Source organism: Martinezella dioscoreae (genome assembly GCF_009176305.1).
Lineage (GTDB): Bacteria > Pseudomonadota > Alphaproteobacteria > Rhizobiales > Rhizobiaceae > Rhizobium > Rhizobium dioscoreae.
On record NZ_BLAJ01000001.1, the window covers coordinates 289,528 to 316,024 of the forward strand.

Annotated in this window: 28 protein-coding genes and 1 other RNA gene; 19 read left to right on the forward strand and 10 right to left on the reverse strand. The window is 60.4% G+C overall.

Features of this window, described 5'->3' with window-relative positions; all coding sequences use genetic code 11:
- Positions 1-243 precede the first annotated feature (243 nt).
- The 3 genes from GDN47_RS01370 to tkt all read right to left on the reverse strand — a co-directional run bounded on the left by GDN47_RS01370 (position 244) and on the right by tkt (position 3,888).
- Positions 244-828 carry a putative glycolipid-binding domain-containing protein gene (locus GDN47_RS01370; RefSeq protein WP_145631982.1) on the reverse strand — a complete coding sequence of 195 codons (585 nt, stop codon included), beginning with the start codon at positions 826-828 and terminating at the stop codon, positions 244-246.
- A 2-nt stretch (positions 829-830) separates the two neighbouring features.
- Positions 831-1,841 (reverse strand): type I glyceraldehyde-3-phosphate dehydrogenase, encoded by a 1,011-nt coding sequence (gap, locus tag GDN47_RS01375; RefSeq protein ID WP_113389153.1) that lies wholly within the window; start codon positions 1,839-1,841, stop codon positions 831-833.
- A 64-nt stretch (positions 1,842-1,905) separates the two neighbouring features.
- The gene (gene tkt, locus GDN47_RS01380; protein WP_152092556.1) at positions 1,906-3,888 is read right to left on the reverse strand and encodes a transketolase; all 1,983 of its coding nucleotides are present in this window, start codon (positions 3,886-3,888) and stop codon (positions 1,906-1,908) included.
- A gap of 402 nt (positions 3,889-4,290) precedes the next feature.
- Here tkt and GDN47_RS01385 point away from each other — a divergent pair, with 402 nt between their 5' ends.
- The 3 genes from GDN47_RS01385 to ssrS all read left to right on the forward strand — a co-directional run bounded on the left by GDN47_RS01385 (position 4,291) and on the right by ssrS (position 5,215).
- Positions 4,291-4,566: a DUF4164 domain-containing protein gene (locus GDN47_RS01385; protein WP_015341018.1), complete on the forward strand. Its 276-nt coding sequence runs from the start codon at positions 4,291-4,293 to the stop codon at positions 4,564-4,566.
- A gap of 47 nt (positions 4,567-4,613) precedes the next feature.
- A complete protein-coding gene (locus tag GDN47_RS01390) occupies positions 4,614-4,991 on the forward strand; it encodes a cell division protein ZapA (RefSeq protein WP_113355179.1) in 378 nt (125 codons plus the stop codon).
- 65 nt (positions 4,992-5,056) lie between these two features.
- Positions 5,057-5,215, forward strand: a non-coding RNA gene (gene ssrS, locus GDN47_RS01395) — 6S RNA.
- 94 nt (positions 5,216-5,309) lie between these two features.
- On the opposite strand, the gene GDN47_RS01400 is transcribed toward ssrS, so the two are convergent.
- A complete protein-coding gene (locus GDN47_RS01400) occupies positions 5,310-7,109 on the reverse strand; it encodes a chloride channel protein (RefSeq protein ID WP_152092557.1) in 1,800 nt (599 codons plus the stop codon).
- Between the two features lie 288 nt (positions 7,110-7,397).
- On the opposite strand from GDN47_RS01400, the gene GDN47_RS01405 reads away from it, so the two are divergent.
- Entirely contained in the window at positions 7,398-7,835 is a 438-nt protein-coding gene (locus tag GDN47_RS01405) for a MarR family winged helix-turn-helix transcriptional regulator (RefSeq protein ID WP_113330366.1), read from the forward strand.
- A gap of 41 nt (positions 7,836-7,876) precedes the next feature.
- Here the strand turns inward: GDN47_RS01405 and GDN47_RS01410 are convergent, their stop codons facing one another.
- Both GDN47_RS01410 and GDN47_RS01415 read right to left on the reverse strand, forming a co-directional pair.
- Positions 7,877-8,590: an SDR family oxidoreductase gene (locus GDN47_RS01410; protein WP_145631988.1), complete on the reverse strand. Its 714-nt coding sequence runs from the start codon at positions 8,588-8,590 to the stop codon at positions 7,877-7,879.
- A 43-nt stretch (positions 8,591-8,633) separates the two neighbouring features.
- Complete coding sequence (locus GDN47_RS01415; protein ID WP_152092558.1) at positions 8,634-9,449, reverse strand: SDR family NAD(P)-dependent oxidoreductase; 816 nt, start codon at positions 9,447-9,449, stop codon at positions 8,634-8,636.
- Positions 9,450-9,550: 101 nt separating this feature from the next.
- Between GDN47_RS01415 and GDN47_RS01420 the strand changes: the two genes are divergently transcribed.
- Positions 9,551-10,414 carry a helix-turn-helix transcriptional regulator gene (locus tag GDN47_RS01420; RefSeq protein WP_145631992.1) on the forward strand — a complete coding sequence of 288 codons (864 nt, stop codon included), beginning with the start codon at positions 9,551-9,553 and terminating at the stop codon, positions 10,412-10,414.
- A gap of 31 nt (positions 10,415-10,445) precedes the next feature.
- Here the strand turns inward: GDN47_RS01420 and GDN47_RS01425 are convergent, their stop codons facing one another.
- Positions 10,446-10,769: an ArsR/SmtB family transcription factor gene (locus GDN47_RS01425; RefSeq protein WP_069611849.1), complete on the reverse strand. Its 324-nt coding sequence runs from the start codon at positions 10,767-10,769 to the stop codon at positions 10,446-10,448.
- A gap of 73 nt (positions 10,770-10,842) precedes the next feature.
- Here GDN47_RS01425 and GDN47_RS01430 point away from each other — a divergent pair, with 73 nt between their 5' ends.
- The 8 genes from GDN47_RS01430 to GDN47_RS01465 all read left to right on the forward strand — a co-directional run bounded on the left by GDN47_RS01430 (position 10,843) and on the right by GDN47_RS01465 (position 20,039).
- Positions 10,843-11,325, forward strand: a complete 483-nt coding sequence (locus GDN47_RS01430) for an SRPBCC domain-containing protein (RefSeq protein WP_069611848.1) — start codon at positions 10,843-10,845, stop codon at positions 11,323-11,325.
- 470 nt (positions 11,326-11,795) lie between these two features.
- Positions 11,796-14,405 carry a bifunctional lysylphosphatidylglycerol flippase/synthetase MprF gene (gene mprF / locus GDN47_RS01435; protein WP_152092559.1) on the forward strand — a complete coding sequence of 870 codons (2,610 nt, stop codon included), beginning with the start codon at positions 11,796-11,798 and terminating at the stop codon, positions 14,403-14,405.
- Positions 14,402-15,799, forward strand: a complete 1,398-nt coding sequence (locus GDN47_RS01440) for a virulence factor (protein WP_113330361.1) — start codon at positions 14,402-14,404, stop codon at positions 15,797-15,799. Before mprF ends, GDN47_RS01440 begins: the two co-directional genes overlap by 4 nt.
- 141 nt (positions 15,800-15,940) lie before the next feature.
- Complete coding sequence (locus GDN47_RS01445) at positions 15,941-16,669, forward strand: HAD family hydrolase (protein WP_233789743.1); 729 nt, start codon at positions 15,941-15,943, stop codon at positions 16,667-16,669.
- A gap of 105 nt (positions 16,670-16,774) precedes the next feature.
- Positions 16,775-17,362: a 5-formyltetrahydrofolate cyclo-ligase gene (locus GDN47_RS01450; protein ID WP_113355153.1), complete on the forward strand. Its 588-nt coding sequence runs from the start codon at positions 16,775-16,777 to the stop codon at positions 17,360-17,362.
- A gap of 3 nt (positions 17,363-17,365) precedes the next feature.
- Entirely contained in the window at positions 17,366-18,190 is an 825-nt protein-coding gene (locus tag GDN47_RS01455) for a TIGR00282 family metallophosphoesterase (RefSeq protein ID WP_113389149.1), read from the forward strand.
- Positions 18,191-18,315: 125 nt separating this feature from the next.
- Positions 18,316-19,158, forward strand: coding sequence for an MBL fold metallo-hydrolase (locus tag GDN47_RS01460; RefSeq protein WP_152092560.1), 843 nt, complete (start codon positions 18,316-18,318; stop codon positions 19,156-19,158).
- Between the two features lie 134 nt (positions 19,159-19,292).
- Positions 19,293-20,039, forward strand: a complete 747-nt coding sequence (locus GDN47_RS01465) for a YebC/PmpR family DNA-binding transcriptional regulator (protein ID WP_069611841.1) — start codon at positions 19,293-19,295, stop codon at positions 20,037-20,039.
- A 54-nt stretch (positions 20,040-20,093) separates the two neighbouring features.
- On the opposite strand, the gene GDN47_RS01470 is transcribed toward GDN47_RS01465, so the two are convergent.
- Positions 20,094-20,897, reverse strand: a complete 804-nt coding sequence (locus GDN47_RS01470) for an anti-sigma factor family protein (RefSeq protein ID WP_152092561.1) — start codon at positions 20,895-20,897, stop codon at positions 20,094-20,096.
- Complete coding sequence (locus tag GDN47_RS01475) at positions 20,894-21,667, reverse strand: sigma-70 family RNA polymerase sigma factor (RefSeq protein WP_233788674.1); 774 nt, start codon at positions 21,665-21,667, stop codon at positions 20,894-20,896. Before GDN47_RS01475 ends, GDN47_RS01470 begins: the two co-directional genes overlap by 4 nt.
- Positions 21,668-21,991: 324 nt before the next feature.
- On the opposite strand from GDN47_RS01475, the gene GDN47_RS01480 reads away from it, so the two are divergent.
- The 3 genes from GDN47_RS01480 (at position 21,992) to GDN47_RS01490 (ending at position 23,998) form a co-directional block, all read left to right on the forward strand.
- The gene (locus tag GDN47_RS01480; protein ID WP_152092562.1) at positions 21,992-22,966 is read left to right on the forward strand and encodes an MBL fold metallo-hydrolase; all 975 of its coding nucleotides are present in this window, start codon (positions 21,992-21,994) and stop codon (positions 22,964-22,966) included.
- A 25-nt stretch (positions 22,967-22,991) separates the two neighbouring features.
- A complete protein-coding gene (locus GDN47_RS01485; protein WP_145632001.1) occupies positions 22,992-23,453 on the forward strand; it encodes a tetratricopeptide repeat protein in 462 nt (153 codons plus the stop codon).
- A 107-nt stretch (positions 23,454-23,560) separates the two neighbouring features.
- Positions 23,561-23,998, forward strand: a complete 438-nt coding sequence (locus GDN47_RS01490; protein WP_152092563.1) for a DoxX family protein — start codon at positions 23,561-23,563, stop codon at positions 23,996-23,998.
- A gap of 63 nt (positions 23,999-24,061) precedes the next feature.
- Here GDN47_RS01490 and GDN47_RS01495 read toward each other — a convergent pair whose 3' ends face one another.
- Positions 24,062-25,060 (reverse strand): LLM class flavin-dependent oxidoreductase, encoded by a 999-nt coding sequence (locus GDN47_RS01495; RefSeq protein ID WP_145632005.1) that lies wholly within the window; start codon positions 25,058-25,060, stop codon positions 24,062-24,064.
- A gap of 192 nt (positions 25,061-25,252) precedes the next feature.
- On the opposite strand from GDN47_RS01495, the gene ruvC reads away from it, so the two are divergent.
- Genes ruvC through GDN47_RS01510 form a run of 3 tightly spaced genes read left to right on the forward strand, consistent with a single transcriptional unit; the run spans position 25,253 to position 26,493 of the window.
- Positions 25,253-25,765, forward strand: coding sequence for a crossover junction endodeoxyribonuclease RuvC (gene ruvC / locus GDN47_RS01500; protein ID WP_152092564.1), 513 nt, complete (start codon positions 25,253-25,255; stop codon positions 25,763-25,765).
- Positions 25,766-25,825: 60 nt separating this feature from the next.
- Positions 25,826-26,077, forward strand: a complete 252-nt coding sequence (locus tag GDN47_RS01505) for an AbrB/MazE/SpoVT family DNA-binding domain-containing protein (protein ID WP_069611835.1) — start codon at positions 25,826-25,828, stop codon at positions 26,075-26,077.
- Positions 26,078-26,079: 2 nt separating this feature from the next.
- Positions 26,080-26,493 (forward strand): type II toxin-antitoxin system VapC family toxin, encoded by a 414-nt coding sequence (locus GDN47_RS01510; protein WP_145632007.1) that lies wholly within the window; start codon positions 26,080-26,082, stop codon positions 26,491-26,493.
- Positions 26,494-26,497 lie beyond the last annotated feature (4 nt).

Here is a 26,497-nt window from a genome sequence, read left to right on the forward strand (position 1 = left end):
TGGAATACACTGGGAGACTTCCTACCCAAAATTTATTGGTAAATCTGGACCATAGCAGGGCAGGGAGAGCAAAGATTGGGGCTTTTGAAGGGCAGTTGCGATGGGGGCTGCTGAGACCTCAGAGTTATCCTACCGTTCGAAACCGAAAGGCTTGTGTGGATCCTCGGCTTGATCCGGGGATCCAGCACAAGCGCGCATGATTTCATGGCATAAATGGGTAGGAGCCGTCAGCATGGGCGAAGCTCAAATATCCATACGCCTGAAATAGATCGGATAGTCGATCACCAGCCCATCTTCGTCGACCGGAAGATCGACGGTGAAATCCCGGTCCTCGGCTGCATAGCGGTAGAGCTTTTCCGGCACGATGCAGGTGTAATGCTGTCTGTCGCACACAGGTTCGAAGGTTTCGAACGGGATATAGAGCATGGAGAGCTTGGCAGTTCCATCTTGCGGCGTCATTTCCAGCCGACGGATCGGCAGGCTGTTGGTGAAGGGCGAGCCATAGAGATCGATATCGACGCAACCATCGAATTGCGGCAGGGGCTCGCTATCCTCGGTGCGCCAATGTCCTTTGCCGTCCGAGATCAGCGCGAGGCGGCGTCCGTCGGTGGTTTCGACCGAGAAGGAAAGAACGGCCCAGCCTGCGGAGCAATCGATGCGATAGGAAACGCCATAAGGCGTGCCTCCGCGGGCACCAATGATAATGCCGGCAGCACGGATGGCCGTGCTGCCGGCATTATCGAGAGGGGTGATCGTCAGGTGCTCCAGCCCGTCTCCTTCCAAGGGACGCCAGCGGACTGTCGTCGGAAGGAGCGGGCGGAAGGCCATGATCAGATCGTCTTGGCGAAGGCGACTGCCGTGTCTGACATGCGGCTCGAGAAGCCCCATTCGTTGTCGTACCACGACAGGACGCGCACGAAGTTGCCTTCCATGACCTTGGTCTGGTCGGTCGCGAAGATCGACGAGTGGCTGTCATGGTTGAAGTCACGGGAAACCAGCGGCTCGTCGGTATAGCCGAGGATGCCCTTCAGCTTGCCGTTCGATGCAGCCTTGATGGCTTCGTTGATTTCGCCGACCGTCGTTGCCTTCTTGGCCACGAACTTGAAGTCGACGACCGAGACGTTTGGCGTGGGAACGCGGATCGACGTGCCGTCGAGCTTGCCCTTGAGGTGCGGCAGAACGAGACCGACAGCTTTTGCGGCGCCCGTCGACGTCGGGATCATGGACAGGGCTGCGGCGCGGGCGCGGTACAGGTCCTTGTGCATGGTGTCGAGCGTCGGCTGGTCGCCGGTGTAGGAGTGAATGGTCGTCATGAAGCCATGGTCGATGCCAACGGCGTCATCGAGAACCTTAACGACCGGAACCAGGCAGTTCGTGGTGCAGGATGCATTGGAGATGACCAGATGCTCCTTGGTGAGCTGGTCATGGTTGACGCCGAAAACGACGGTCAGATCGGCGCCGTCGGCAGGAGCCGAAACGATGACGCGCTTGGCGCCGGCCGTCAGGTGAGCGGCGGCCTTGTCGCGAGCCGTGAAGATGCCCGTGCATTCCATGGCGATATCGACGCCGAGATCGCGGTGCGGCAGGGTTGTCGGGTCCTTGATCGCCGTGACCTTGATCGGCTTGCCGCCGCCAACGATGATCGTGTCGCCTTCGACCTTCACTTCGGCGGGGAACTTGCCATGGATGGAATCGTAACGCAGCAGGTGGGCGTTGGTCTCGACCGGCCCAAGGTCGTTGATGGCAACGATCTCGATGTCGGTGCGGCCGGATTCGACGATTGCGCGCAGAACGTTACGGCCGATACGGCCAAAGCCGTTGATAGCAACTTTTACAGTCATTGAATGTCACTCCCGTTCACTCAGGGTGTTTATCTATTGGATTTGAGAGCGCTTGTCAGCGCCCTCAGGAAAGCTTTGCCTCAGCGGCGGCGACAACGGCCTCCGTCGTGATGCCGAAATGCTTGTAGACGTCCTTGTAGGGAGCGGAAGCGCCGAAGCTCTTCATGCCGATGAACGCGCCTTCCGGTCCGATGAAGGCATCCCAGCCTTCGCGAACGCCGGCTTCGACGGCAACCTTGACCGGCGAGTTGCCGATGACTTCCTTGCGGTAGGCGTCCGGCTGCTCGAAGAAGAGTTCGGTGCAGGGAACGGAAACGACGCGCGTGGAGACGCCCTTGCCTTCCAGGACCGCGCGGGCAGCAACGGCGAGTTCAACTTCGGAGCCCGAAGCGAAGATCGTGACCTTGGCGTCGGCATTGCCGGCCAGCGTGTAGGCGCCAAGTTCGCAGAGGTTCTTCTCGCTATATTCCGTACGGGCGGCCTGCAGGTTCTGGCGCGTCAGGGCGAGGCCGGACGGACGGTTCGTCGTCTTGATGGCGATCTGCCAACATTCGGCCGTTTCCGTGGCGTCGGCCGGGCGGAACAGCTGGAAGTTCGGGATAGCGCGCAGGCTGGCGACCTGCTCGACCGGCTGGTGGGTCGGGCCGTCTTCGCCGACGCCGATGGAATCATGCGTCAGGACGTGGATGGCGCGAATGCCCATCAGGGCGGCGAGGCGCAGCGGCGGGCGGCAATAATCCGAGAAGATCAGGAAGCCGCCGCTATAGGGGATGAGACCGCCGTGGAGCGCGATGCCGTTCATGGCAGCAGCCATGCCGTGTTCGCGGATACCCCAATGCATGTAACGGCCGGAGAAATCGGTCGGGGTGATCGACTTCATCTGGCTGGTCTTGGTGTTGTTCGACGGCGTCAGGTCGGCGGAGCCGCCGAGCGTTTCCGGAATGAAGCCGTTGATGACTTCGAGCGCGTCTTCCGAAGCCTTGCGAGTTGCGACGGTCGGCTTGGTTTCCGCGAGCTTCTTCTTGTAGTCGCTGATGGCGGCGTCGAATCCATCAGGCAGCTTGTGATCGAAGCGGCGGGTGAATTCAGCCTTCTTGGCCGGGTCGGCGGCGGCAAGGCGGCCTTCCCAGGCTTCGCGGGTGCCGATGGAGCGTTCGCCGGCAGCGCGCCATTCACCGAGGATGTCGTTCGGAATGACGAAGGGCTCGTAGGGCCAGTTGAGAGCAACGCGGGTCGCGGCGATTTCCTCGGCGCCGAGCGGCGAGCCGTGGACTTTATGGGTGCCCTGCTTGTTCGGAGCGCCGAAGCCGATGATCGTCTTGCAGGCGATCAGCGTCGGGCGGTCGGACTTGTGGGCGGCTTCGATGGCGGCAGCGATGGCGGCCTGGTCGTGACCGTCGATTTCGATCGTGTTCCAGTGAACAGCCTTGAAGCGAGCGACCTGATCGGTCGAGTCCGAAAGCGAAACGGCACCGTCGATGGTGATGGAGTTGTTGTCCCAGAACAGGATCAGCTTGTTGAGCTTCAGGTGGCCGGCCAGCGCGATCGCTTCATGGCTGATACCTTCCATCAGGCAGCCGTCGCCGCACATGGCATAGGTGTAGTGATCCTGAAGCTCGGCGCCGAACTCCTCGCGCAACTTGCGTTCGGCAATCGCCATGCCGACGGCATTGGCAATACCCTGGCCGAGCGGGCCGGTGGTGGTTTCGATGCCCGTGGCGTGACCATATTCCGGATGGCCGGCGGTCTTGGATCCGAGCTGGCGGAAGCGCTGGAGCTCTTCGACCGTCATGTCGGGATAACCGGTCAGATAGAGGACCGAATAAAGCAGCATCGAGCCGTGGCCAGCCGACAGGACGAAGCGGTCGCGGTCCGGCCACAGCGGGTTCTTCGGATCGAAGCGCAGATATTTGCTAAAGAGAACGGTGGCAACATCAGCCATCCCCATCGGCAAACCGGGGTGACCGGAATTGGCCTTCTCGACAGCATCCATGGCAAGGAAACGGATCGCATTCGCCATCCGGTCGTGTTGTTCGCGAGAGTTCATGGGTTTTTCCGCAGTGTTCCGGGTTCGGGGGATGGCCACACGCTTGGGAGGGAGGGCCATCGGTTGAAAGGCGGGTGAAGGGGAGACGCTCTTCCGAACGCCATTTTCAACGTCGCCTCAGGCGGTCGAGACATAGCAGTTGGGGCGAGCAAGTCAATAAATCGAGGGCTCAATACGAGCCTCTCGGGGCAATTTTTTGACATTTGCCCGTTCACTTTTACAAAAGACGACAATCATGCGACAAGGCCTGTGTAAGCGGCAAAGGCGGCATTCATCCACAGAATAGGGGGGCTGCCACATGACAGCCTTTATTGACGTGCTGTTGCCGAGTTGAATATTGTTGCGAAATCAGACAAGTGGCCGGATGTTTTGATTCGGGCCTTGCGCGGAGATGCGAAGGGTATGACACCTTCAGGCAAAACGGTGGACGCGGCGCTCGCCCAATTGCGCCAGGCGCTTTCGACTTTGGAGAGTGCCGTCGACGGACGGTTCGAGCGGGAACGGGCGCAGAGCGATATAGAAGGCGAGGTCCGTAGGGTTCACGCCGATCGATCCCGCCTTGCCCAGGAACTGGATCAGGCCGAGTTCCGCGCGAACCGGCTGGAGGAGGTCAATCGCGAAGTGTCGCGCCGGCTCGTGACGGCGATGGAAACCATAAGAGCCGTGCTGGACCGCTGATCCCTCGGGAGGCAGCCGTCGCAGTGCGGCAGTGATCGGAAAGTCGAATGGCACAAGTAACGGTAACGATCGACGGCAAAGCCTACCGGATGGCCTGCGAAGAGGGCCAGGAAGACCATCTGACGGATCTCGCCAATCGCTTCGACCGTTATGTCATGCATTTGAAGAGCCAGTTCGGTGAGATCGGCGATCTCAGGCTGACCGTCATGGCCGGGATCATGATCATGGACGAGGTATCGGAATTGACGCGGCGGGTCTCGGCGCTGGAAGCCGAGCTGGAGTCCCTGACCAGCAATCGTGATACGGCGCTCGCCGCAAACGCCCGCGCCGAGGAGACGCTGGCGAGCGTGATCGACGAAGTGACGACGCGCATTCACGGCATCACCGAGAAGCTTTTAGAGCGGCCGGGCGTCGAGCAGGCTTGAGTTATTTCTGGGGCTGCCCGTCGCAGCCCTCTGGTAGAAAGCTTCAAAGCTCTTTATATAGTTCAGGCGGTCTGCGCTTCCCGACAGGAACCACAATCCCTGGGGCCATACTCGATCCAAAGGGAGCTGTCCCTGACCAGGCCCGTGGGCCTGGACACACGGTGCCCACCTACGTTTGTAGGCGCCCAGGATCGTAAACATCCATCGGTCGTCGTGGATCGCTCTTAAATCCTCCTGGCTGATTGCCAACTTCCTGGCGGATGGCCAAGGAAGGCGCCGCGCAGTTCTTCCGCCGCGCTGACGCCACTCCTCCTCCCCTTAACCTTTGGATCGCAGGTAAGCGCCGCGCTCGAGTTCGGCGCGATTGGTCGCACTGCGCAGCCGCAGCAGATCTTTGCGGGCGATAAGGCCGACGAGGCGGCCGGTCTGCGGCTCGACGACCGGAACACGTCCCGTATTGGCATGGATCATGATATCGGCGACGCGCCCCACCGTATCTTCGAGATGGGCAACCGGAAGAGACGTATCCGAGATCACGTCATAGAGCGATTGATCCATGAGGTCCGGTTCGCTCTGCCAGCGCAAGGCATCGGCGCGCGAGATCATGCCGACGAGGCGGTTATTCTCTCCGACGACGGGATAGAAGCGATGCGCATCCGGCCGCTCCGTCATCTGCGCCAGCGCTTCCAACAGGCGCATGGAGGCTGGCAATGTGTCCACCTCGGCGATCATGATGTCGCGGGCACGGGTCAGCTCGAACGGGTCGATGCCGTATTCGCGGGTAATGTGCTGGCCACGCCTTGCGATCTTTTCCGTCAGAATCGATCGTTTCAGCAGAAGGACGGTGACGGCATAGGCCGCGACCGTTGCCGCCAGCAGCGGCACCAGCGCACTCGTGTCTCCCGTCAGCTCGACGGCGAAGAAGGTGCCCGTCAGCGGAGCGCGCATAGTGCCGCCCATCATCGCTGCCATGCCGAGCATTGCCCAGAAGCCGGGATCGCCCGGCAGGGCGAGGCCGAGGAGCCAGCCGAGAGCGCCGCCGAGAATGAGCAGCGGCGCCAAGACGCCGCCCGAGGTGCCGGAGGACAGCGCCAAGAGCCAGATGCCGGCCTTGACCAGCAGGATCGCGAGCACCGCAGCAACGGTGATATGGCTATGCAAGAGATCGGCGATGATGTCGTAACCGACGCCCAGCGCACGCGGTTCGATCAGGCCTCCGAGCCCGACGACGAGGCCGCCCAGTGCGGGCCACCACATCCAGTGGATGGGCAGTTTTTCGAAGGCATCTTCGATCTTATAGAGCAAAGTCGTCAGCAAGCCGGATTGTAGGCCGGAGACGATGCCGAGGCCGGCGGCGAGCAGAATGCCCCACCAGGAGAGCGACATCTCGAAATGCGCGGGGAAGAGTGCGCCTCCGCCGATCAGCAGCGGCCGCCAGGCGACCGAAACGCAGGCCGCGACCGCGACCGGAATGAAGCTGCGCGGCTTCCATTCGAAGAGCAGCAGTTCGACGGCAAGCATGACGGCCGCGATCGGTGTGCCGAAGACCGCGGTCATGCCCGCCGCGGCGCCGGCGACAAGCAGGGTCTTTCTCTCGGCGGCGCTCAGATGGAAGAGCTGCGCGAAGAGCGAGCCGATGGCGCCGCCGGTCATGATGATCGGACCTTCCGCGCCGAACGGCCCGCCGGAACCGATCGAGATCGCCGATGACAGGGGCTTCAGCACTGCCACCTTCGGCGACATGCGGCTGCCGCCGATCAGGATCGCCTCGATGGCTTCGGGAATGCCGTGGCCGCGAATCTTTTCCGAGCCGAAGCGTGCCATCAGGCCGATGACGATGCCGCCAAGAATGGGAGCGGCCACCATCCATGGCGAGCGTGCCACAGTGGCGAAGGAGAGCGGCTCGGTGCTGATCTTGAACAGCCAGACGGCGTTGCTGACGAGCGCGATGAGATTGATGAGTACCCAGGCGGCGAAGGCGCCGCCGGTGCCGACGACGAGCGCCATGGCGATCAGAACCAGGACGCGCTTGTCCGTGGTGAAATCGCCATTGTCCTTGCGGGAGGCCCCGCCGGAGAAATCGTGATTGTGACTTGGTTGGATTGACGTGTCCTGCATGGGAGGCCTTCTGCTCCATCTTCCTGTTCTTACGCATCCCGAACGGAAAACCGCTGCGCACTTTTCCTGGAATGCTCCAAGCGTGCGGGCTGTCCTTCAGCCGCTGCCCGCTTCGAGATGGCAAATATATCGTAATACGATATAAATCAACTCAAGGGCATTGCGATCTGCAAGATTCGTTTTCGGCGCTTTTGGTCCTTGATCCGGAGCATGCGGTTGCCGCAAAACCGCTGAAGATTTTGCGCGACATGCTTTAGGACCGCGAACAGCGGCAATGAGGACGATTTGATGGTGCGACGTGTGGATGAAGCTCTTTCGCAGGCTGACTATGAGGCGCTGGCGACGCTGCGCTACACCCTGCGCAAGTTCATGGATTTTAGCACGTCGGCCGCGCAGGAGGCAGGCCTCCCGCCGCAACAGCATCAGGCGCTGCTGGCGATCAAAGGCAATGGAACGGCCGAGGCGATGACGATCGGCATGCTCGCGGAAAAGCTGCTGATCGCACCGCATACGGCGACGGAACTTGTGGGGCGCCTGATCGACGGCGGCTATGTCACCCGCCATCCAGATCCAACGGACAAGCGCCGGCAGACGCTGCAGTTGACGGAAAAGTCCGAAGAGGTTCTGCAAACATTGAGCTCGATCCATCTGGCCGAAATCCGTGAGATGGCACCGCGGCTGATCGAGATCCTCACGCAGCTTCAGGCCGGCGTTCGTAGCGACTGAGGGCGCCATTGCCCGGTGATACCGGCAATGGCGCGGGGCGATTATTGGCCGAAACGGATGCCGCCGTCGCAGATCAGCGTATGGCCGCTGGTGAAGCCGTTACCGATCAGGAAGGCGATGGCTTCGGCGATCTCCTCAGGGCGGCCGACACGGCCAACGGGCGTGCGGGCTGCAAATCCGGCGAAGGTCTGCTCCTTCTGCTCCGCGGTGAAATCCCACCAGGGAGTATCGACGACGCCGGGCGACACACAATTTACCCGGATCGGCTTGAGCTCGACCGCGAGGATCGGCGCGAGGGCGGCTATGGCGGCATTGATGGTTCCGAGTCCTGCGGTTCCGGGCATCGCCGCCTGTGCCGAGACGGCAGAGACGAAGGTGATGCTGCCTTGCTTCGAAAGATGCGGAAGGCAAGCCTGGGCACAGGCGAAATGCGCCATGGTCTTCTGTTCGAAGCCTTTCCTGAGATCGGCGAGGTCTACCGTGGCGAAAGGGCCGGCGCCATTGCCGCCACCCAATGCCAGGACGAGATGATCGACCGGTCCGATTGCCTGGAAGGCCTCGGCGAGGCCGGCAAAGTCGGCAGCATCCATGGTCACGGTGGCAATATCGCCGTTGAGGCTTTGCCCGGCTGCCTGAAGTTTGGCGGCATCGCGACCCGTGATGGTGACACGATAGCCTTTTTCGCGAAGATGGGCGGCGGTCGCAAGACCGATGCCGGAGGAGCCGCCGATAATAGCGACGTGTTGAGACGACATGCGTGTCTCCTTTCGAGGACAGAGAGTGGTGGGAGTGTGTGGTTCAGGCGAGGCCGGAAAGGCTTTGGCTGAGTGTTCGCAGGCGCTGTCGCGCCATTGCGTTATAGGCCTGAGCAGAGGCGCGGGATGGGCGCAGTCCGTCGTAATAGAGGCCGGAGTGTCCCTCCAGGGCGGCACCGGCGGCCAGATTGAGGATGGCATCCGCCCCTTGCTCGACGGAGCTTATCGGTGAAACGCCTGCCTGGCGCACCATGGTCGTGTCCATATAGGTCGCGGGGTGCAGGCAGTTGGCGGTGATGCCGGAGCCGGCAAGCTCCTCGGCGAGATCGAAGGTGAACATGATCTGCGCCAGCTTGCTCTGGCAATAGGCGCGCACTCCGCTATAGCCGCGCGTCAGCATGACATCGGAGAAGTCGATCGCCTGCTGGCCAACAGAGGATACATTGACGATGCGGGCGGGAGCACTTGCCTTCAACAGAGGCAGGAGCCGGTGCGTCAGCAGGAAGCCCGCGAGATAATTCACCGCGAAGCGCAGCTCGTATCCGTCTTGGCTTACCTGGCGTCCGCCGCCGCCGCTGGTACCGATGCCCGCATTGTTGATCAGAACATCGAGGCGATCGATGTCGCGCTCGATGGCGTCGGCGAGGATGCGAACCTCTTCCAGCGAGGAAAGGTCGGCGAGATAATAGGCCGCTTTGCCGCCCTTATCCTGGATGCGGGAGACCAATTCTTCCGCGCGGGTCCCGTCGCGGCCGTGAACGATCACCGTCGCGCCTGCCGCTGCCAGTCGTTCCGCAACTCGGCGCCCGACACCATCCGTCGAGCCTGTAATCAGGACCGTCTTGCCGCTCATATCCATAGCAACCGCCTTCTCGTTGTCTGCATGATGATATGTGGCAGCTTGCGGACGCGGCAAACAGTTCTGACTTTATCCTAGTATTGATCCTGCTATGATGGGGCATGACCATCAATCAGAGCCAGACCATCCTCGAAGCCAGGCGTCGCGAGCTCGGCGCCTTTCTGCGCTCGCGTCGGGAAAAGCTGACGCCCGCCGGCGTTGGACTTCCGGAAGGGTTCCGGCGGCGCACGCCGGGGCTCAGGCGCGAAGAAGTGGCGCTTTTGGCCGGTGTCGGCACCACCTGGTACACATGGCTGGAACAGGGCCGGGACGTCCGCCCTTCTGCAGAGGTTCTATCGGCGCTGGCCGATGCGCTGCGACTCGATCCGGTCGAGCGGCGGCATCTCTTCACCCTCAGCGATCGGCCGTCTGTTGATGTTCCGTCGCGCGGGCCTGAGGAGGTACCGGCCGCACTGGTGCGCATGCTTGCGAGCCTTGCCGGCCAACCGGCCTATGTTCTGGGCAGGCGTTGGGACGTGCTCGCCTGGAATGCGGCAGCCGTCGCGCTTTTCGGCGATTATGCCTTGTTGCAGGGGGATGCGCGCAACAGCGTCCATCGGGTGTTCACCGATCCTGCGCATCGGCAGCTCCTTGTCGATTGGGAGATCGTGGCGGCGAATTCGCTGGCGATGTTTCGCGCCGACAGTGCCCGTTATGCCGGCGATCCCGATTTCGAACGGCTGATCGCCACCTTGACGCAGGCAAGCCCCGAATTTCGTGCGTGGTGGCCGAGACAGGATGTGTTGCGGCCGCTGACAGGTCACAAGCGGCTGCGCCATCCGGAGGGCGGCTTGATGACATTCGAATATACTGCGCTTGCCGTCATGGACCGTGCCGACATGAAGCTGGTGGTTTATACACCGCTCGAAGAGGACGGGACGAGCGACAAGCTGAAACGACTGTTGGGCCGCGCCGGCGCAGCCTAAATCCAGCTTCCTCCGAACCCAACCATTTCTCTTAGCCTTCCAGATCGTTCTTCAGCTGATCGAGAATGGAGAGGGCATGGCCGGCATAAGCGCTGATCCAGCGATCATGGATTTGCTTGATCGGCAAGCTGTTCAGATGGTTCCAGCGCTCGCGTCCTTCTTTCCTGGCAATCACGAGGTCTGCATCCTCAAGCACTTTCAGGTGCTGCATCACGGTGCAGCGGTCCATATCCGTGAAAGCCTCACAGAGCATGCCTGTCGTGCGTGGCGCATCCTTGAGCATGTCCAGGATTTCGCGCCGGCGACGATGCGCAAGGGCCTTGAAAATGAGGTCGCTATCCGATTCGTTTGACATGTTATATTTTTATAACATAATAGGGTCATTCGCAATGGAGCGATAACGACAGACAAACAGTGGAGGAGATGCCATGACATTGAATGTTCGGATTTCAGGACGGATCGGCCGCAAGGTGGATGAAGTCTTCGATGCTGTCGTCAACCCGAAGAAGCTTTCGAGCTATTTCACTACCGTCGGCGGGGCCAGCGCGCCCCTGGTGGCGGGAACGACCGTCATCTGGTGGAAGAACGCCCCTGTCGAGGTCAATGAAGTGGAGGCCAACAAGCGCATCGTCCTGCACTGGGAAGGCGGCACCGGCGAGGACGGCGTCCGTTACAGAACCAAGGTGGAGATGACCTTCGACGCGCTTGACGATGGCGGCACGCTTGTCATCATCGAGGAATCGGGTTGGCGGGAGGATGAGGCCGGCCGCCGCGGCACCTATCTGAACTGCGAGGGCTGGACGCAGATGCTCTGCTGCATGAAGGCCTTCGTCGAATACGGTATCAATCTGCGCGAAGGGTTCTTCCTCAGCGAGATGCGCGGCGAACCGGCGGAAGCGCCCGATCGCTGAATTCCGGCAAATCCTTATCGACGGTCACCGCCGTCCCGATCCCTTTCCCGGCTATCAGTCAGTGGCCCGGTGCCGATTTTGGCGCCGGGCCTATCTGTTTCCGGATTCAGCTACTCGGAAGTACGGTTGATGGCATGCGATGGATGTCCATCTCACGTTGTAGTAGGCTTTGGATAATCGGAAGAAGGGCAGCGGCGGCGGCGAGGGCGCTCAGGACGGGATGGGAAGATCACTTTTGTGTGTGGATAAGCTCAAAAGCCGAGTGAATGACAAAATCCTTTAAATAATAACAGATTCATTGCAGCAGGGACGGGGCCTGCGCCAAAATTGCCTAAATTCAGAAGGATGGGAGCGCGCGTCACAACGGGCTTGTCGAAAGAAGTGTATACGGCAATTCGAAGACGCGTCGTCGATATTACTGAATATCCGAACAGTCGGAACCGGCGAAGATCATTAAAAACAGGTAGAGCATGTCGAGCCCAATCGATCTGGAAAATGCCGATGAGGAATTGGAAGAACGTGGCGGTATCGTCGGTCTGTTGAACCGCTACCGGGCGCTGATCGTCGCTCTCCTCACTGTGGCCGTCTTCTGCATCGCCGCCTATGCGATCTACGACCTGACGACCGAGGTGCGCTATGACGACGTCGTCCATGCCCTGACGACAACGAAGATCTCCTCGGTGCTGCTGGCGCTGCTGTTTACCGGTCTGAGCTTCGCCTCCCTGATCTTCTACGACCAGAATGCGCTCGAGTATATCGGCAAGCGGCTGCCGTTTCCGCATGTGGCGCTGACCTCCTTCAGCGCCTACGCGGTCGGCAACACGGCTGGTTTCGGCGCGCTCAGCGCCGGTGCGATCCGTTACCGTGCCTATACCCGGCTCGGGCTGTCGCCGGACGACATTACCCGCGTCATTGCTTTCGTCACGCTCGCCTTCGGTCTTGGCCTGGCTGCCGTCGGTGCTATCGCGCTTCTGATCATCGCCGACGAGATCGGCCCGCTGATCAGCGTCGATGGCTTGTGGCTGCGGCTGATCGCCATCGCCATTCTCGCGGCGCTCGCCTTCGTGGTCTATGCCGGCCGCAACGGCCGCGAGGTGCGCATCGGGCCGGTCGAAGTTCGGCTGCCGGATTCGCGCACTTGGTCGCGGCAGTTTCTAGTCACCGCCTTCGATATCGCGGCCTCGGCCTCCGTGCTCTATGTGCTGCTGCCGGAAACCTCTATCGGGTGGCCCGGCTTCTTCGCCATCTATGCCATCGCTGTCGGCCTCGGCGTGCTCAGCCACGTTCCGGCCGGCTTCGGTGTGTTCGAGACGATCATCATCGCCTGGCTCGGCAGTTCCGTGAATGAAGACGCCGTTCTGAGTTCGCTGGTTCTTTATCGCGTCATTTACAACGTCATCCCGCTCGTTATCGCGATCGCCGCGATCTCGGTGGCGGAGCTGCGTCGTTTCGTCGATCATCCGGTGGCTTCCAGCATGCGCCGCATCGGCGCGCGCGTCATGCCGCAGCTCTTGTCGGCCTTCGCGTTGTTGCTCGGCATGATGCTGGTCTTCTCAAGCGTCACGCCGACGCCGGATCAGAACCTGATCGTGCTGTCCGACTATCTGCCGCTCTCGCTGGTCGAGAGCGCGCATTTCCTCTCCAGCCTTCTCGGGCTGACGATCATCGTGGCCGCGCGCGGTCTCAGCCAGCGCCTGGACGGCGCCTGGTGGGTGTCGAGCTTTTCGGCGCTGCTTGCTCTGTTGCTGTCGCTGCTGAAGGCCATCGCCATCGTCGAAGCGGGATTGCTGGCCTTCTTTGTCTTCAGCCTCGTCGTCAGCCGCCGCCTGTTCAAGCGGCCGGCCTCGCTGCTCAACCAGACGCTGACGGCCGGATGGCTGACGGCCATTGCCGTCATCTGCATCGGCGCGATCGTGGTGCTGTTCTTTGTCTATCGCGATGTCGGATACAGCAATCAGCTCTGGTGGCAATTCGAATTCGCGGACGAGGCGCCGCGCGGACTTCGCGCAGCCCTTGGTATTTCCATCCTGTCCTCGGCGATCGCGATCTTCAGCCTTCTGCGCCCGGCGACGAAGCGCCTGGAGCCCGTTACGGACGATGCGGTAACGCGTGCCGTCGAAATCGTCCGTAAGCAAGGCGTGGCCGATGCCAATCTGGTGCGCATGGGCGACAAGAACATCATGTTCTCGGAAAAGGGCGATGCCTTCATCATGTACGGCAAGCAGGGCCGTTCGTGGATCGCGTTGTTCGATCCGGTCGGCCCACGTCAGGCGTTGCCCGATCTGATCTGGCGTTTCGTGGAGGCCGCACGCGCGGCAGGTTGCCGCTCGGTGTTCTACCAGATCTCGCCCGCACTTCTGTCCTATTGCGCCGATGCGGGCCTGCGTGCCTACAAGCTCGGTGAATTGGCCGTGGTCAATCTTGCCAATTTCGAGCTCAAGGGCGGCAAATGGGCGAACCTCAGACAGACGGCGAGCCGCGCGGTTCGCGACGGACTAGAATTTGCCGTTATCGAACCTCAAGATATACCTGAAGTCATGGATCAGCTTGCCCATGTGTCCGACACATGGCTTGCCGATCACAATGCCAAGGAAAAGAGCTTCTCGCTTGGCGCGTTCGATCCGGACTACGTGTGCTCGCAGCCGATCGGCGTGTTGAAAAAGGATGGTAATATCGTCGCTTTTGCGAATATCCTGATGACGGAGACCAAGGAGGAGGGCTCCGTCGACCTGATGCGTTTTTCGCCCGATGCCCCGAAGGGTTCGATGGATTTTCTGTTCGTGCAGATCCTCGAATACCTCAAGGGCCAGGGCTTTCAGCGTTTCAACCTCGGCATGGCACCGCTATCGGGCATGTCGAGACGGGAATCGGCGCCGGTTTGGGATAGGGTCGGGGGGACTGTCTTCGAACATGGCGAGCGGTTTTATAATTTCAAAGGGCTTCGTGCCTTCAAATCCAAGTTCCATCCCGAATGGCAGCCGCGTTACCTGGCTGTTTCGGGAGGTGTAAGTCCAATAATCGCGTTGATGGATGCCACATTCCTCATCGGGGGCGGACTTAAGGGGGTCGTGAGGAAATGATCTTGAAATACGCAATGTCATTGGCTTTCGCATGCATGGTGTCGATGGGCCTGCTGGTGTCGGGTCCGGCACGCGCGGAAGCCGACGATGCCAAATACGATCTGGGCATGATCCCGGCTCCGCACATCATGCGCCCGCAGGGCAAGGTTTCGAACGAAGTCGTGCTGATTTCCGATCTCGCCGGCTGGGGCGACAAGGAAAAAGCGGTTGCCGACAAGCTGGTCGCCAACGGTTCGCTTGTGATCGGTATCGACTATCCGTCCTTCCTGGCTTCGCTCAACAAATACGATGTCAGCCAGAACGACGGCTGTATCTATATCGTCTCGGATTTGGAGTCGCTCAGCCAGCAGGTGCAGCGGTCCTTTGCCGACAGCACCTACCAGCTGCCTATCATCGCCGGTGTCGGCGCCGGTGGTGCCATGGCGCTGACGATTGCCGCGCAGACCCCCGATGCGACAGTTGCCGGTACGCTGGCCGTCGATCCGACCGCGGGCATCGCGCTGAAGCAGGAGCTTTGCACGCCGGCCGAGAAGAAAACCGATGGCGACATGGTGTCCTTCGGCCTGCAGGAAGGCGCCTTGCCGAACCCGATCCTCGTGACGTTCACGGCCAATGCGCCGAAGGACGGACGCGACCACGTCGAGGAGATCCAGAAGGACCATCCCGAAGTCCAAACCACGAATTCGGACAATGCAGACACCTATGCGACGCTTGAGGCATCGCTCGCCGATCTGATGAAGACGATCGACAGCTCCAAGTCGCCGCTTGGGCTGCCCGTCGACATCATGGAAACGACGCCGACCGAAGATACGCTTGCAATCGTCTATTCGGGCGATGGCGGCTGGCGCGACATCGACAAGGAAGTGGGCAGCTATCTGCAGGACCAGGGCATTCCTGTCGTAGGCGTCGATACGCTGCATTATTTCTGGACCGAGAAGGACCCGCAGCAGACTGCGAACGACCTCGGCCGGATCATCGATTTCTACACCAAGCGCTTCAAGGTCAAGCATGTGGTGCTGGTCGGCTATTCCTTTGGCGCCGATGTGCTGCCGGCGAGCTACAATCGCCTGCCACAGTCTGAAAAAGACAAGATCGTACAGATGTCGCTGCTGTCCCTGTCGCAGAAGGTCGACTACGTGATCTCGGTCATGGGCTGGCTTGGTGCTTCGAGCGAGGGTAAGGGCGGCAATCCCGTCAACGACCTCAAGTCGATCAATCCGAAAATGGTGCAATGCGTCTATGGTAAGGACGACGATGAAGATGTTGCCTGCCCGCTGCTGAAGGGCACCGGCGCGGAAGTCATCGCCATGGATGGCGGTCACCATTTCGACGACGACTATGAGGCGCTGGCGAACCACATCATCAATGGTCTGAAGAGCCGCCTCGGCGAATAATTGCAAGCGGCGCGCGGCATGTATCATTGCCGCGCGCCCTTTCTCATCTTTCCCCACCGTCTCCAGCCGACTTTCTCGAGCGTCCTGTGCAGCATTTATTTGCTTCTTTCCACGGCTGCCGTTAGTCGAGAAGGGCATATCATGAGCGCCGCGTTTGCCGCAGGTGCTCACCGTCTCATCCAGAAAGGTCCGCCCTTGTCCGCCGCAACGAATTCTGCCTTCACCAAGACCTTTTCCGGCTTCCTGTTCGACATGGACGGCACGATCATCAATTCGATTGCTGCCGCCGAGCGCGTCTGGGGCAACTGGGCTCGCGCTCAGGGTCTTGATGTCGAGAAGTTCATGCCGACAATGCATGGCAAGCGCGGTGTCGATACGATCGGCCAGTTGAACCTGCCTGATGTCGATCCGGTCGCAGAAGCGCTGAAGATCACCGAAGCCGAGATTGCCGATGTCGAGGGCGTGATCGCACTGCCAGGCGCCGTCGATTTTCTTGCATCGCTGCCGCCGGAGCGCTGGGCAATCGTTACCTCGTCGCCCTATCGGCTGGCGCTGGCGCGGCTGGACGCGGCCGGGATCCCGGTTCCACGCTTCATGGTCACCGCCGAAGACGTGAAGGTCGGCAAGCCTGATCCGCAGGGCTATATTCTTGGCGCCCAGCGCCTTGGCCTCAGCCCTTCGGAATGCCTGGTGTTTGAAGACGTCTTGGCCGGTGTCAAGGCTGGCGAAGCGGCCGGTGCCGACGTGGTGGTCATCACGGCGACGCATTCGCATCCGATCGAAACCGATCACACGATGCTGCGAAATTACGAAAATGTCCGCGTGCATGTGGATGGCGACGGAAAATTGTCGATCATCCGCAAGGATTGAAAGAGCGGACTTCCTTCTGCGACGGCTGGATGTCGCTTTCGCGCTTTGCAACGGGCGGCCGGCTCATTATGTTTTCGTGATATCATAGATATTTGCGAAGATCCGATGAGCCTCAAAGAGCTGAAAGCCCAATATCGCAGCGAGCGCCTGGCGGCGCGAGACGCTATTCCAGCGGAAGATCGTATCGAAAAAGCCCTCGCGATGGCGACGCATGGTGGCCAGGCAATCGATGTCGGGCCGGGGGAGATCATCTCCGGTTTCCTGCCGATACGTTCCGAAGTGGATATAAGGCCGTTGATGGCGCGGTTGCGGGAGCGCGGCGCGCGGCTTTGCGTACCTGTCATTCTTGATCGCAACACCATCGTCTTTCGCGAGCTTGTTGCAGGCGCGCCCTTGGTTCCGGTCGGATTCGGAACTTTTGGACCGGGGCCTGAAGCGGCTGAGCTGGACCCCGATGTCATGCTGGTGCCGCTTTCCGCTTTCGACAGGACCGGTCATCGTATCGGCTACGGAGCGGGTCACTACGACCGCGCAATCGAGCGTTTGCATCAAAAAGGCCTGAATCCGCGGCTGATCGGCATTGCATTCGATTGCCAAGAAGTGCCATCAGTGCCGGCTGAGCCGCATGACGTCCGTCTTGACGCGATTTTGACCGAGAGCGGGCTCAATTTCGTTTCGGAAGTGATTGGATAGCGAATGCGGCTGCTTTTTCTGGGAGATATGGTCGGCAAGACGGGACGGACCGCGGTGTGGGAACGCCTGCCGGGCCTCGTATCCGACCTGAAGCTCGATTTCGTCATCGTCAATGGCGAAAACGCCGCCGGCGGCTTCGGTATCACCGAGGATATCTTCCTGGAAACGATCAATGCCGGCGCCGATGTCGTGACGACCGGCAACCATGTCTGGGACCAGAAGGAAGCTGTCGTTTTCTGCGAGCGCCACGACCAGTTCCTGCGCCCCGCCAACTATCCGGCCGGCACGCCCGGCCGCGGCTCCGGCCTCTATTATGCGCGCAACGGCGCTCGCGTTCTTGTCGCGAACATCATGGGTCGCGTCTTCATGCATCCGGAGCTGGACGATCCCTTCAAGTCGGCCGAGGCCATTCTCGATGCCTGTCCGCTGAAGGAACAGGCCGATGCCATCGTCTTCGATTTCCATGCGGAGGCGACGAGCGAAAAGCAGTGTTTCGGCCACTTCGTCGATGGCCGTGCGAGCTTCGTCGTCGGCACACATACGCATGTGCCGACTGCGGACGCGCAGATCCTGAACGGCGGCACCGCCTATATGTCGGATGCCGGCATGTGCGGCGATTACGATTCTTCCCTCGGCATGGAGAAGGAAGAGCCGCTCAATCGCTTCATCTCCAAGATGCCGAAGGGGCGTTTCGAAGCGGCTTCCGGGCCTGCCACCATCTGCGGCGTCGGTGTCGAGATCTCCGACACGACCGGGCTGGCCGAAAAGATCGCGCCGCTGCGGCTTGGACCGCGCCTCGCGGAAACCATTCCGGACTTCTGGCGCTGATTGCTGCACGGTAATTCAGCATCGCCATATGATGACGCGATTGTGAGCAATCCTGTCTGATTGCCGCTGGACCCGTTTCCGATCGTGCCGCATCCTTCGGCCATTATCTGGCTTGAGGGGATGGCATGTTACAGCGATTTCCTGTCTTTGCCGCGTTTTTCCTGGCGCTGATTTTTTACTGGAGCGCGGCTGACGCCCAGCAAAAGCCTTCTCGTCCGCAACCCAGCCAATGCCAGGCGATCGCGCAATCTCTTCCGAGAGCAACTTTCGCCAGCTTTTCTTCTCCCGGTCCGACGCTCGCCGATAATCCCGTTAATGGCGACGTGAAGATCACCTTCCTTGGCCATGCCACGCTCTTCATCGAAACGCCAGGCGGCGTTTCTATCGCCACGGATTATAGCGGCGCCTATCCGCCGCCTTATACGCCTGAGGTCGTGACGATGAACAAGGCGCATCCGAGCCACTACACGCTGACGCCGGACCCGGCGATCAAATATGTGCTGCACGGCTGGAGCGACACGCCGGGGGAGCCGGCAAAGATCCGCATGACCGTTGGCGATACATTGATCCGCAATGTCGTCACCGACATTCGCTCCTGGGGCGGCGGCATCGAAGCCAATGGCAATTCGATCTTCATCTTCGAGGTGGCTGGTCTCTGTATCGGCCATCTCGGGCATCTGCATTTCGAACTCACCGACCAGCAATATGCGGAGATCGGTCGGCTCGACGTGGTGATGGTGCCGGTCGATGGCGGCCTGACCATGGGGGCCGACAGCATGAGCCGCGTGGTGAAAAGGCTGCGTTCCTCGCTGATCCTGCCCATGCATCGCTGGGGTCCACCGGTTGATCAGTTTCTCGCCCTGTTCGGTCCCGACTTCGACGTCGCCTATGCTCCGACCCCGAGCGTCACGGTCTCGGTGAAGAGCTTGCCGCACAAGCCGCTGATCTATGTGCTCAAGGGGCTTTGACCATCGCGATCACTTTTGAGATCTTCTCGATCGCGACCGCTCTCCATCCCCATTATCCGGCTTTTCACTTGAATGAAGGCCGCTTCGCTCTTATAAGGCGGCCATTCCCAACAAAAGACGTGAACAGGGGTGCCATGGCTGGCCATTCACAGTTTAAAAACATCATGCACCGCAAGGGCCGTCAGGACGCGGTGCGCTCGAAAATGTTCTCGAAGCTGGCGCGCGAAATCACGGTCGCTGCCAAGACGGGTCTGCCCGATCCGGCCATGAACGCGAGCCTGCGTCTGGCGATCCAGAACGCCAAGGCGCAGTCGATGCCGAAGGACAACATCGATCGTGCCATCAAGAAGGCTTCCGGTGCCGACACCGAGAATTACGATGCGATCCGTTACGAGGGCTATGGTCCGGGCGGCACGGCGATCATCGTCGAAGCGCTGACTGACAACCGCAACCGCACGGCGTCCAACGTCCGCTCGATCTTCACCAAGGCCGGCGGTGCGCTGGGCGAAACCGGTTCGGTGTCTTTCTCCTTCGATCACGTCGGCGAAATCACCTACAAGCCTTCCGCCGGCGATGCCGACAAGGTCATGGAAGCGGCGATCGAGGCCGGTGCCGATGACGTCGAAAGCGACGAAGAAGGCCATGTGATCATCTGCGCCTTCGAATCCCTCGGCGAAGTTGCCAAGGCGCTCGAAGCGACACTCGGCGAAGCCGAAACCGTCAAGGCGATCTGGCGCGCGCAGAACAACGTGCCGGTCGACGAAGAAAAGGCCCAGTCGCTGATGAAGCTCATCGAAAACCTGGAAGACGATGATGACGTCCAGAACGTCTATTCGAATTTCGAAGTTTCGGACGAAGTTCTGGCCAAGCTCTCGGCCTGATCCTTTGTAGTTATTCAAGAAAGCCGGCTGCAGCGATGCGGCCGGCTTTTTGCGTTATGGGGCTGTCGCGCGAATAAAATCGTCGCGGAAGGTGGAGAGATCCGGTGCGGCGACATCGGAGACGGCCCAGAAGACCAGTCCATCCGCATGCCATTCGACGAAATTATAGCCCTCCTTCTCGGCATTGGTTTTGGCTCCCGCAGCACCCGGCCAGATGAAGAGATTGATGACATGGCCGTGCCGGCGATAGATCAGCGCCGGCACCACGCGACCATCGAGGTAATCCACCCGGCCGCCGACGAGAGGGAAGCCCTGTGTGGCGAGATCGACCACGGGCGGGGAGAAATCGATTTTGCCGTTGAACCATGGTTTGACCGTGTGCTGGTCCGAGGTCAGCACGTCGGTCAGGTGATCCGCGAGCATCGAGCGCACATGGCTTGCGAGAAGCTGATCTTCGATCGTCTGGCTCTGCTGCGGAAGGTTCAGTACCAGCATGAGGCTGGCGGCGAGAACGGCAAGCGAGGGCACGAAGCTCCATTCGCGAACCAATCGCCAAACGCGCTGCCATGGGCTCTCCGTTTGGCTCGGGGCTCCGGTTGCACGCCTCATCATGGATTGCTCCAGCGTGAGTGCCGCCTGCACGCGGGCATGGATGGTATCAGGCGCTTGCCATTTCACACCCTCGCGTGCGGAAAGACGCTTGACCATCAGGGCATTCTCCATCTCGCCGGCGCAGTCCCGGCAAGTCGCCAGATGCGCCTCGAAGCGGGCGGCATTGGCTGCGTCCAGTTCGCCGTCGATGAAGCCGTGCAGGAGATCGTTCCATTCGCCGTGATCATTGTGGTCTCCGCCGCTCATCGTGCCGCCTCCGGTCCTTCGAGGCTGCGCCAGACCTCGCCGAAATCGTGGCGGGCGCGGGCAAGGCGCGACATGACGGTGCCGATCGGTGCGTCGATGATCTCGGCGATTTCCTTGTAGGAGAGATCTTCGAGTTCGCGCAGAACCAGAACCTCGCGCATGGCATCAGGCAACCGGTTGATGACCTCGCGCACCCGCTGCGTTTCCGACTTGCGGATGAAGGCGGCCTCGGGCGTGTCCTCTTCGGAGGCAGGATCAGGAGAGGACAAGCCCTCATCCGAATCCCGTTCGTCCGTCATCGGCTGCTCATAGCGGCTCTTGCGCCGCCCCTCCTGCAGCCAGGCGTGATAGCAGTTGCGGACGATGGTGAAGGTCCAGGCGCGGGCATCGCCATCGCGAAAGCCGCCAAAGCCGCGATAGGCGCGCAGATATGCCTCCTGCACGATATCCTGCGCGGCATCGGCGTCGCGGCTCAGGAAACGCGCAAAGTTATAGGCGGCGTCGAGATGCGGGATGATCGTTTGCTGGAAACGGCGCATGCTCTCGTCAGGCGAGACGATCACACGTTTCAATGGCGCCGCGCTGGCAGTGGATTGAGCGACCGCCATCTGGACGGCGTGATTGCTGGGCTTCGCCTCGGCAATGAAACGACGCAGGCGAGCCAGAAATCGCGCAAACCTGCTGATCGCGGTGTTTTGCGGCGAGTGCCATGTCCATGGGTGGAGCTGGCCGCCGAGCGTTATCGAACTCACAAGTCGGGCGTCTGTCATCATGATCCCCGCAAAACGCCGATGCCGACTGTAAGCTTCGGATGAGGCGCTTGCAATGTTGCCTAAGAGGCTAGATCGCGCTTGCGCGGATTTTATTCCCGGTCGGATGAAAAAAGTCGAAGCCAAGGAATGCGGAATGTCCGCCGTCCCATCCGTCAATCTCCCATCGCTAAAATAATCGAATGGATTTCAATGGCTTGCAAGAAATCTTCGGTCGAGGGGGAATAAGCGCTCATCACCATCGATCTTCTTCCTCAGTGGACGGCCGCAATTGCTTGCGACCTCCGCCTGGCCCGAAAGCCATAACCCTGAGGAGATATTGCGATGTTTGATATGACCCGCCGCGCCGTGCTCGGCACGGCTGCAGCTGCGGCAGCCTTCGGGCTGTCGTCGAAGCTCGAATTCATACCGCAAGCCTTTGCCGCCACGCCGCTGGAGCCGACGGTCGGCTTCTACAAATACAAGGTCGGTTCGATCGAGGTCACGGCCATCTATGACGGCATCTGGCGCAAGCCGCACGATCCGGCCTTCATCAAGAACGCCTCCGTCGAAGACACCAAGGAAGCGCTTTCCAAGGCCGGTCTCACTACAGAGTTCATGCCCATTCCGCTGACCGTCGTCGTTCTCGATATCGGTGGCCGCAAGATCATGATGGATGCCGGCTCCGGTGTCGGACAGTGGCAAACCAATGCCACGCATCTGCCGGCCAACATGGCTGCCGCCGGCATCGACTACAAGAAGATCGATACGATCATGATCTCGCATTTCCATCCGGATCACGTCTGGGGCCTAATGGAAAAGGGAACGAATGCGGCCGTCTTCCCGAATGCCGAGCTGATCGTCAACGCGGCCGAATACAACTGGTGGACCGATCCCGGCCGTGTCGACAAGCTGGCGGAGGGCCGCAAGGAAGCCGGCCGGCGCATCGCCTCCTTCTTTCCGACATGGAAGAACTGGAAGCTGGTCGACGACAATGCCGAAGTGGTGCCGGGCGTGCATATGCTCGCCGCCTATGGTCACACACCCGGCCATTCGGTCTTCCTCATCGATGGCGGCAGCGAACAGCTGATGGTCTCAGCCGACATCATGTATGTGCCGGCGCTGCTTGCACCTCATCCGGAATGGGAAGGCGCCTACGACCAGGACGGCCCGATGGCCGTCGCCACCCGCCGCAGGCTGATCGACCGCGTCATTGCCGACAAGATCAGGATTTGCGGCTCGCACTTCCCATTCCCGGGCTCCGGCACCTTCGTCAAGGACGGCAATGCGTACGGCTTCACCCCCACCATCCAGGCCTGAGCGGCCAGAAAGAGGAGCAACTACCATGTTCAGACATGCCATTTTCGGGATCGCCGGCCTGTGTGCCGTTGCCATTCTTCCGGCCGCAACGGCAAGCGTTGCCTTTGCCGTCGATAATATGGAATCGACCGATGCACCGGACCTGACCTCCGTGCGTGCCAAGATCGACGCGAAGGACTATGCCGGCGCGCTTGCCGAGCTTCGCGATATCGCCGAAGAGCACCAGCAGGCTGATGTCTACAATCTGATGGGCTTCACCCTGCGCAAGACCGGCGACTTCAAGACGTCGCTCACCTACTACACCAAGGCTCTCGAATTACAGCCTGATCACAAGGGCGCGCACGAATATCTCGGCGAACTCTATGTCGAGACCGGCGACATGCCCAAGGCCCGCGAGCAGCTGGCAACGCTGACCAAGCTTTGCCCTAATGGATGCGAGGAGCTTGAGGATCTGACCAAGGCGATATCAGCCAAGGCCAGCAACTGAGGCCCGATCTCCATCGTTCCGGCGGCATTTCCCTTTGACCATGTCTTGGAGGTGCTGCCGGGGATGATCGGAGCTTCGGTGAACTTATCACGGGAAGGAGAAAGGTCATGGAATTCGAAGAGGAGGATGCCATTCTGGTCAACTTCGCCGATATGGCGCTGCTGTTCGGCCGCATCCTCTTATCGCTGCTCTTTCTGGAAGAGGGTATCGAACTTGCCAGCAATTTTGACGTTGCGTTGGAGGCTATGGCCAAGCTTGGCGTCACCGCTCCCGTCGAGATTGCAACCATCGTGCTGCAACTTGGCGCCGGCTTTGCCATTGCGTTCGGGTTGATGACCCGCCTGGCGGCATTCGGTTTGGGCCTGTTCTGCTTGTTGACGGCGCTGCTCTTTCACACGAACTTCGCCAGCCACAACGAACTGCTGCATTTCGAAAAGGATCTGGCGATCGCGGGCGGTATGTTTGCTCTGATCGTCGCCGGCGCCGGCAAGCTGTCGCTCGACATGCTCATCCGGCGTCATTGGAAGACGAGGCTGGTGGCCTGAGCATATCGAGCACCCGGTGAGCCGCGTATATGAGATCGGCTCACCGCGTAGTCTGCCTGAAAGTCAGGAGACCTTCTTAAAGCTGGGAAGCGATGCGAACAGCTCTACCGACTTCAAGCGCGCCTCGATGTCATGGATCGGCATCGAAATGATGACTTCATCGGCTTCCGTGTCCTTGATGAACTGTGAAAGCTTCGCCTCCGCTGTCGCCGGCGAACCGACGACGGCATAGCGCAGCGTATTTTCCACATTCAGTTTTTCCATCGGCGTCCAGAAATCGTCCATGTCGCTGCGTGGGTGCGGGAAGGGGCCACGCACGTTGCGGCGGAGATTGACGAATTGCTGCTGTGCGGAGGTGAAGTGATATTGCGCCTCGTCATCCGTATCCGCCACAGCACCCATCGCGCCGACCATGACATAGGGCTTGTCCAATGTGGCCGAAGGCGTGAAGCGCTCGCGATAGATGGCGATGGCGTCCATCAGGGCTTCCGGTGCAAAATGCGAGGCGAAGGCGTAGGGGAGACCGAGCATGGCGGCGAGATGGGCGCTGTAGAGGCTGGACCCGAGCAGCCAGATAGGGATGTTGGCGCCATGGCCGGGAACGGCGAGGATGATCTGGTTGTCGTCGGCTGGGCTGAAGAGATGCTGTAGTTCGACGATATCCTGAGGGAAGCTCTGCGCACCGGCCTCGATATTCCGCCGAAGGGCTTGCGCGGTGCGCATGTCGGTGCCCGGTGCGCGCCCAAGGCCGAGATCGACGCGACCGGGGAACAATGCTTCCAGCGTGCCGAACTGTTCGGCAATGACGAGCGGCGAATGGTTCGGCAGCATGACGCCGCCCGAACCGATGCGGATGCGCGAGGTTGCCGCGCCGACATGGCCGATGACGACCGATGTCGCGGCGCTGGCGACACCCGGCATGCCGTGATGCTCGGCTAGCCAGAATCGATTGTAACCAAGTTCTTCCGCCTTCTGCGCCATGCGCTTCGAACTCTCGAAGGACTGGCTGATGGTGCTGCCTTCGGCAACGGGCGAAAGATCGAGGATGGAAAAGGGGACCATGGCAAGAAACCTGCGTGGTGGAAGGGAGGGTTGCTAGCACATGTAGGAGCGCGACTTCCTCATTCCAAACCCTGACGCCGCAATTTCGTCACGATGTTTTCAGCGCGGCTCCGACAATCGCAATCTGTGCCTTGTTTTTGTTTTGTTCACATTTTGCTGGCACATGTCAGGCCCGAAAGATAGGTTTGACCCATGCAGAATACGATTCGCATCATCGGCATCGATCCGGGCTTGCGCCGCACCGGCTGGGGTATCATCGATACGCTTGGCAATTCCCTGCGCTTCGTGGCGTCGGGGACCGTGACCTCGGATGGCGATATGGATCTCGCATCCCGCCTTTGCCAGCTTCATGACGGGCTCGCTGATGTCGTTCACAGCTACAAGCCGGACGAGGCTGCCGTCGAACAGACTTTCGTCAACAAGGATGCGGTGGCGACGCTGAAGCTCGGCCAAGCGCGTGGCGTCGTCATGCTGGTGCCGGCACGCGCCGGCCTGCCGGTGTCGGAATATGCGCCAAATGCGGTCAAGAAGGCCGTCATCGGCGTCGGCCACGGTGAGAAGCAGCAGATCCACATGATGCTGAAGATCCTGATGCCCAAGGTCGAGTTCAAGGGTAATGACGCCGCGGATGCGCTCGCCATTGCTGTCTGTCATGCCCACAACCGCGGTGCCAGACGGCTGCGGCAGGCGGCGTTGGCAGGATAGTTTGTTCTTGACTTGTTCCTATGGTAATGATAATTCTTACTCTGTAATTGGAGAGTAAGAATGCGTGTGACATCCAAAGGACAGGTGACCATCCCCCGCGACTTGCGTCAGTTGGCTGGCATAGAGCTCAATAGCGAGGTCATATTCTCCATCGAGGATGGAAAGCTGGTTGTCTCGCCCAAGAACGGCAAGCGAGAGATCGAGGATCGGCAGCGGCTCGATCGGTTCATGGCTACCCTCAAGCGCCTGGAAGGCACCGGTGATCAGGATATCGACGCCGAAGCGCTGATGTCGATGACGCGTGACCGGTAGGCATGGTCACCATCGTCGACACAAATGTGTTGGTTGACCTGGCGATATCTGGTTCAGCCTGGCACGGCTGGTCCAGTGGTCAGGTTCTTTCCGCTTTCAAGCGAGGACCGGTGGTTATCAACCCCATTATCTACGCGGAATTCTCTGTGCGTTATAGCAGCATGGATCAAGTGGATGAGCTGCTGCCGCAAAGCGAATTTCGCCGTGAAAGCCTTCCCTGGCCAGCAGCATTCGCCGCAGCGGCGGCTTTTAGGGTCTATCGTCAGGCTGGCGGTGGGAGAGAGCACATTCTTCCAGACTTTCTGATCGGAGCACACGCTGCAGTGCGGGGCTACTCTATATTGACGCGAGATCCCAAGGGCTACCGCTCCTACTTCCCCTCGCTCGACCTCATCACCCCAGAAACCCATCCCTGACGGA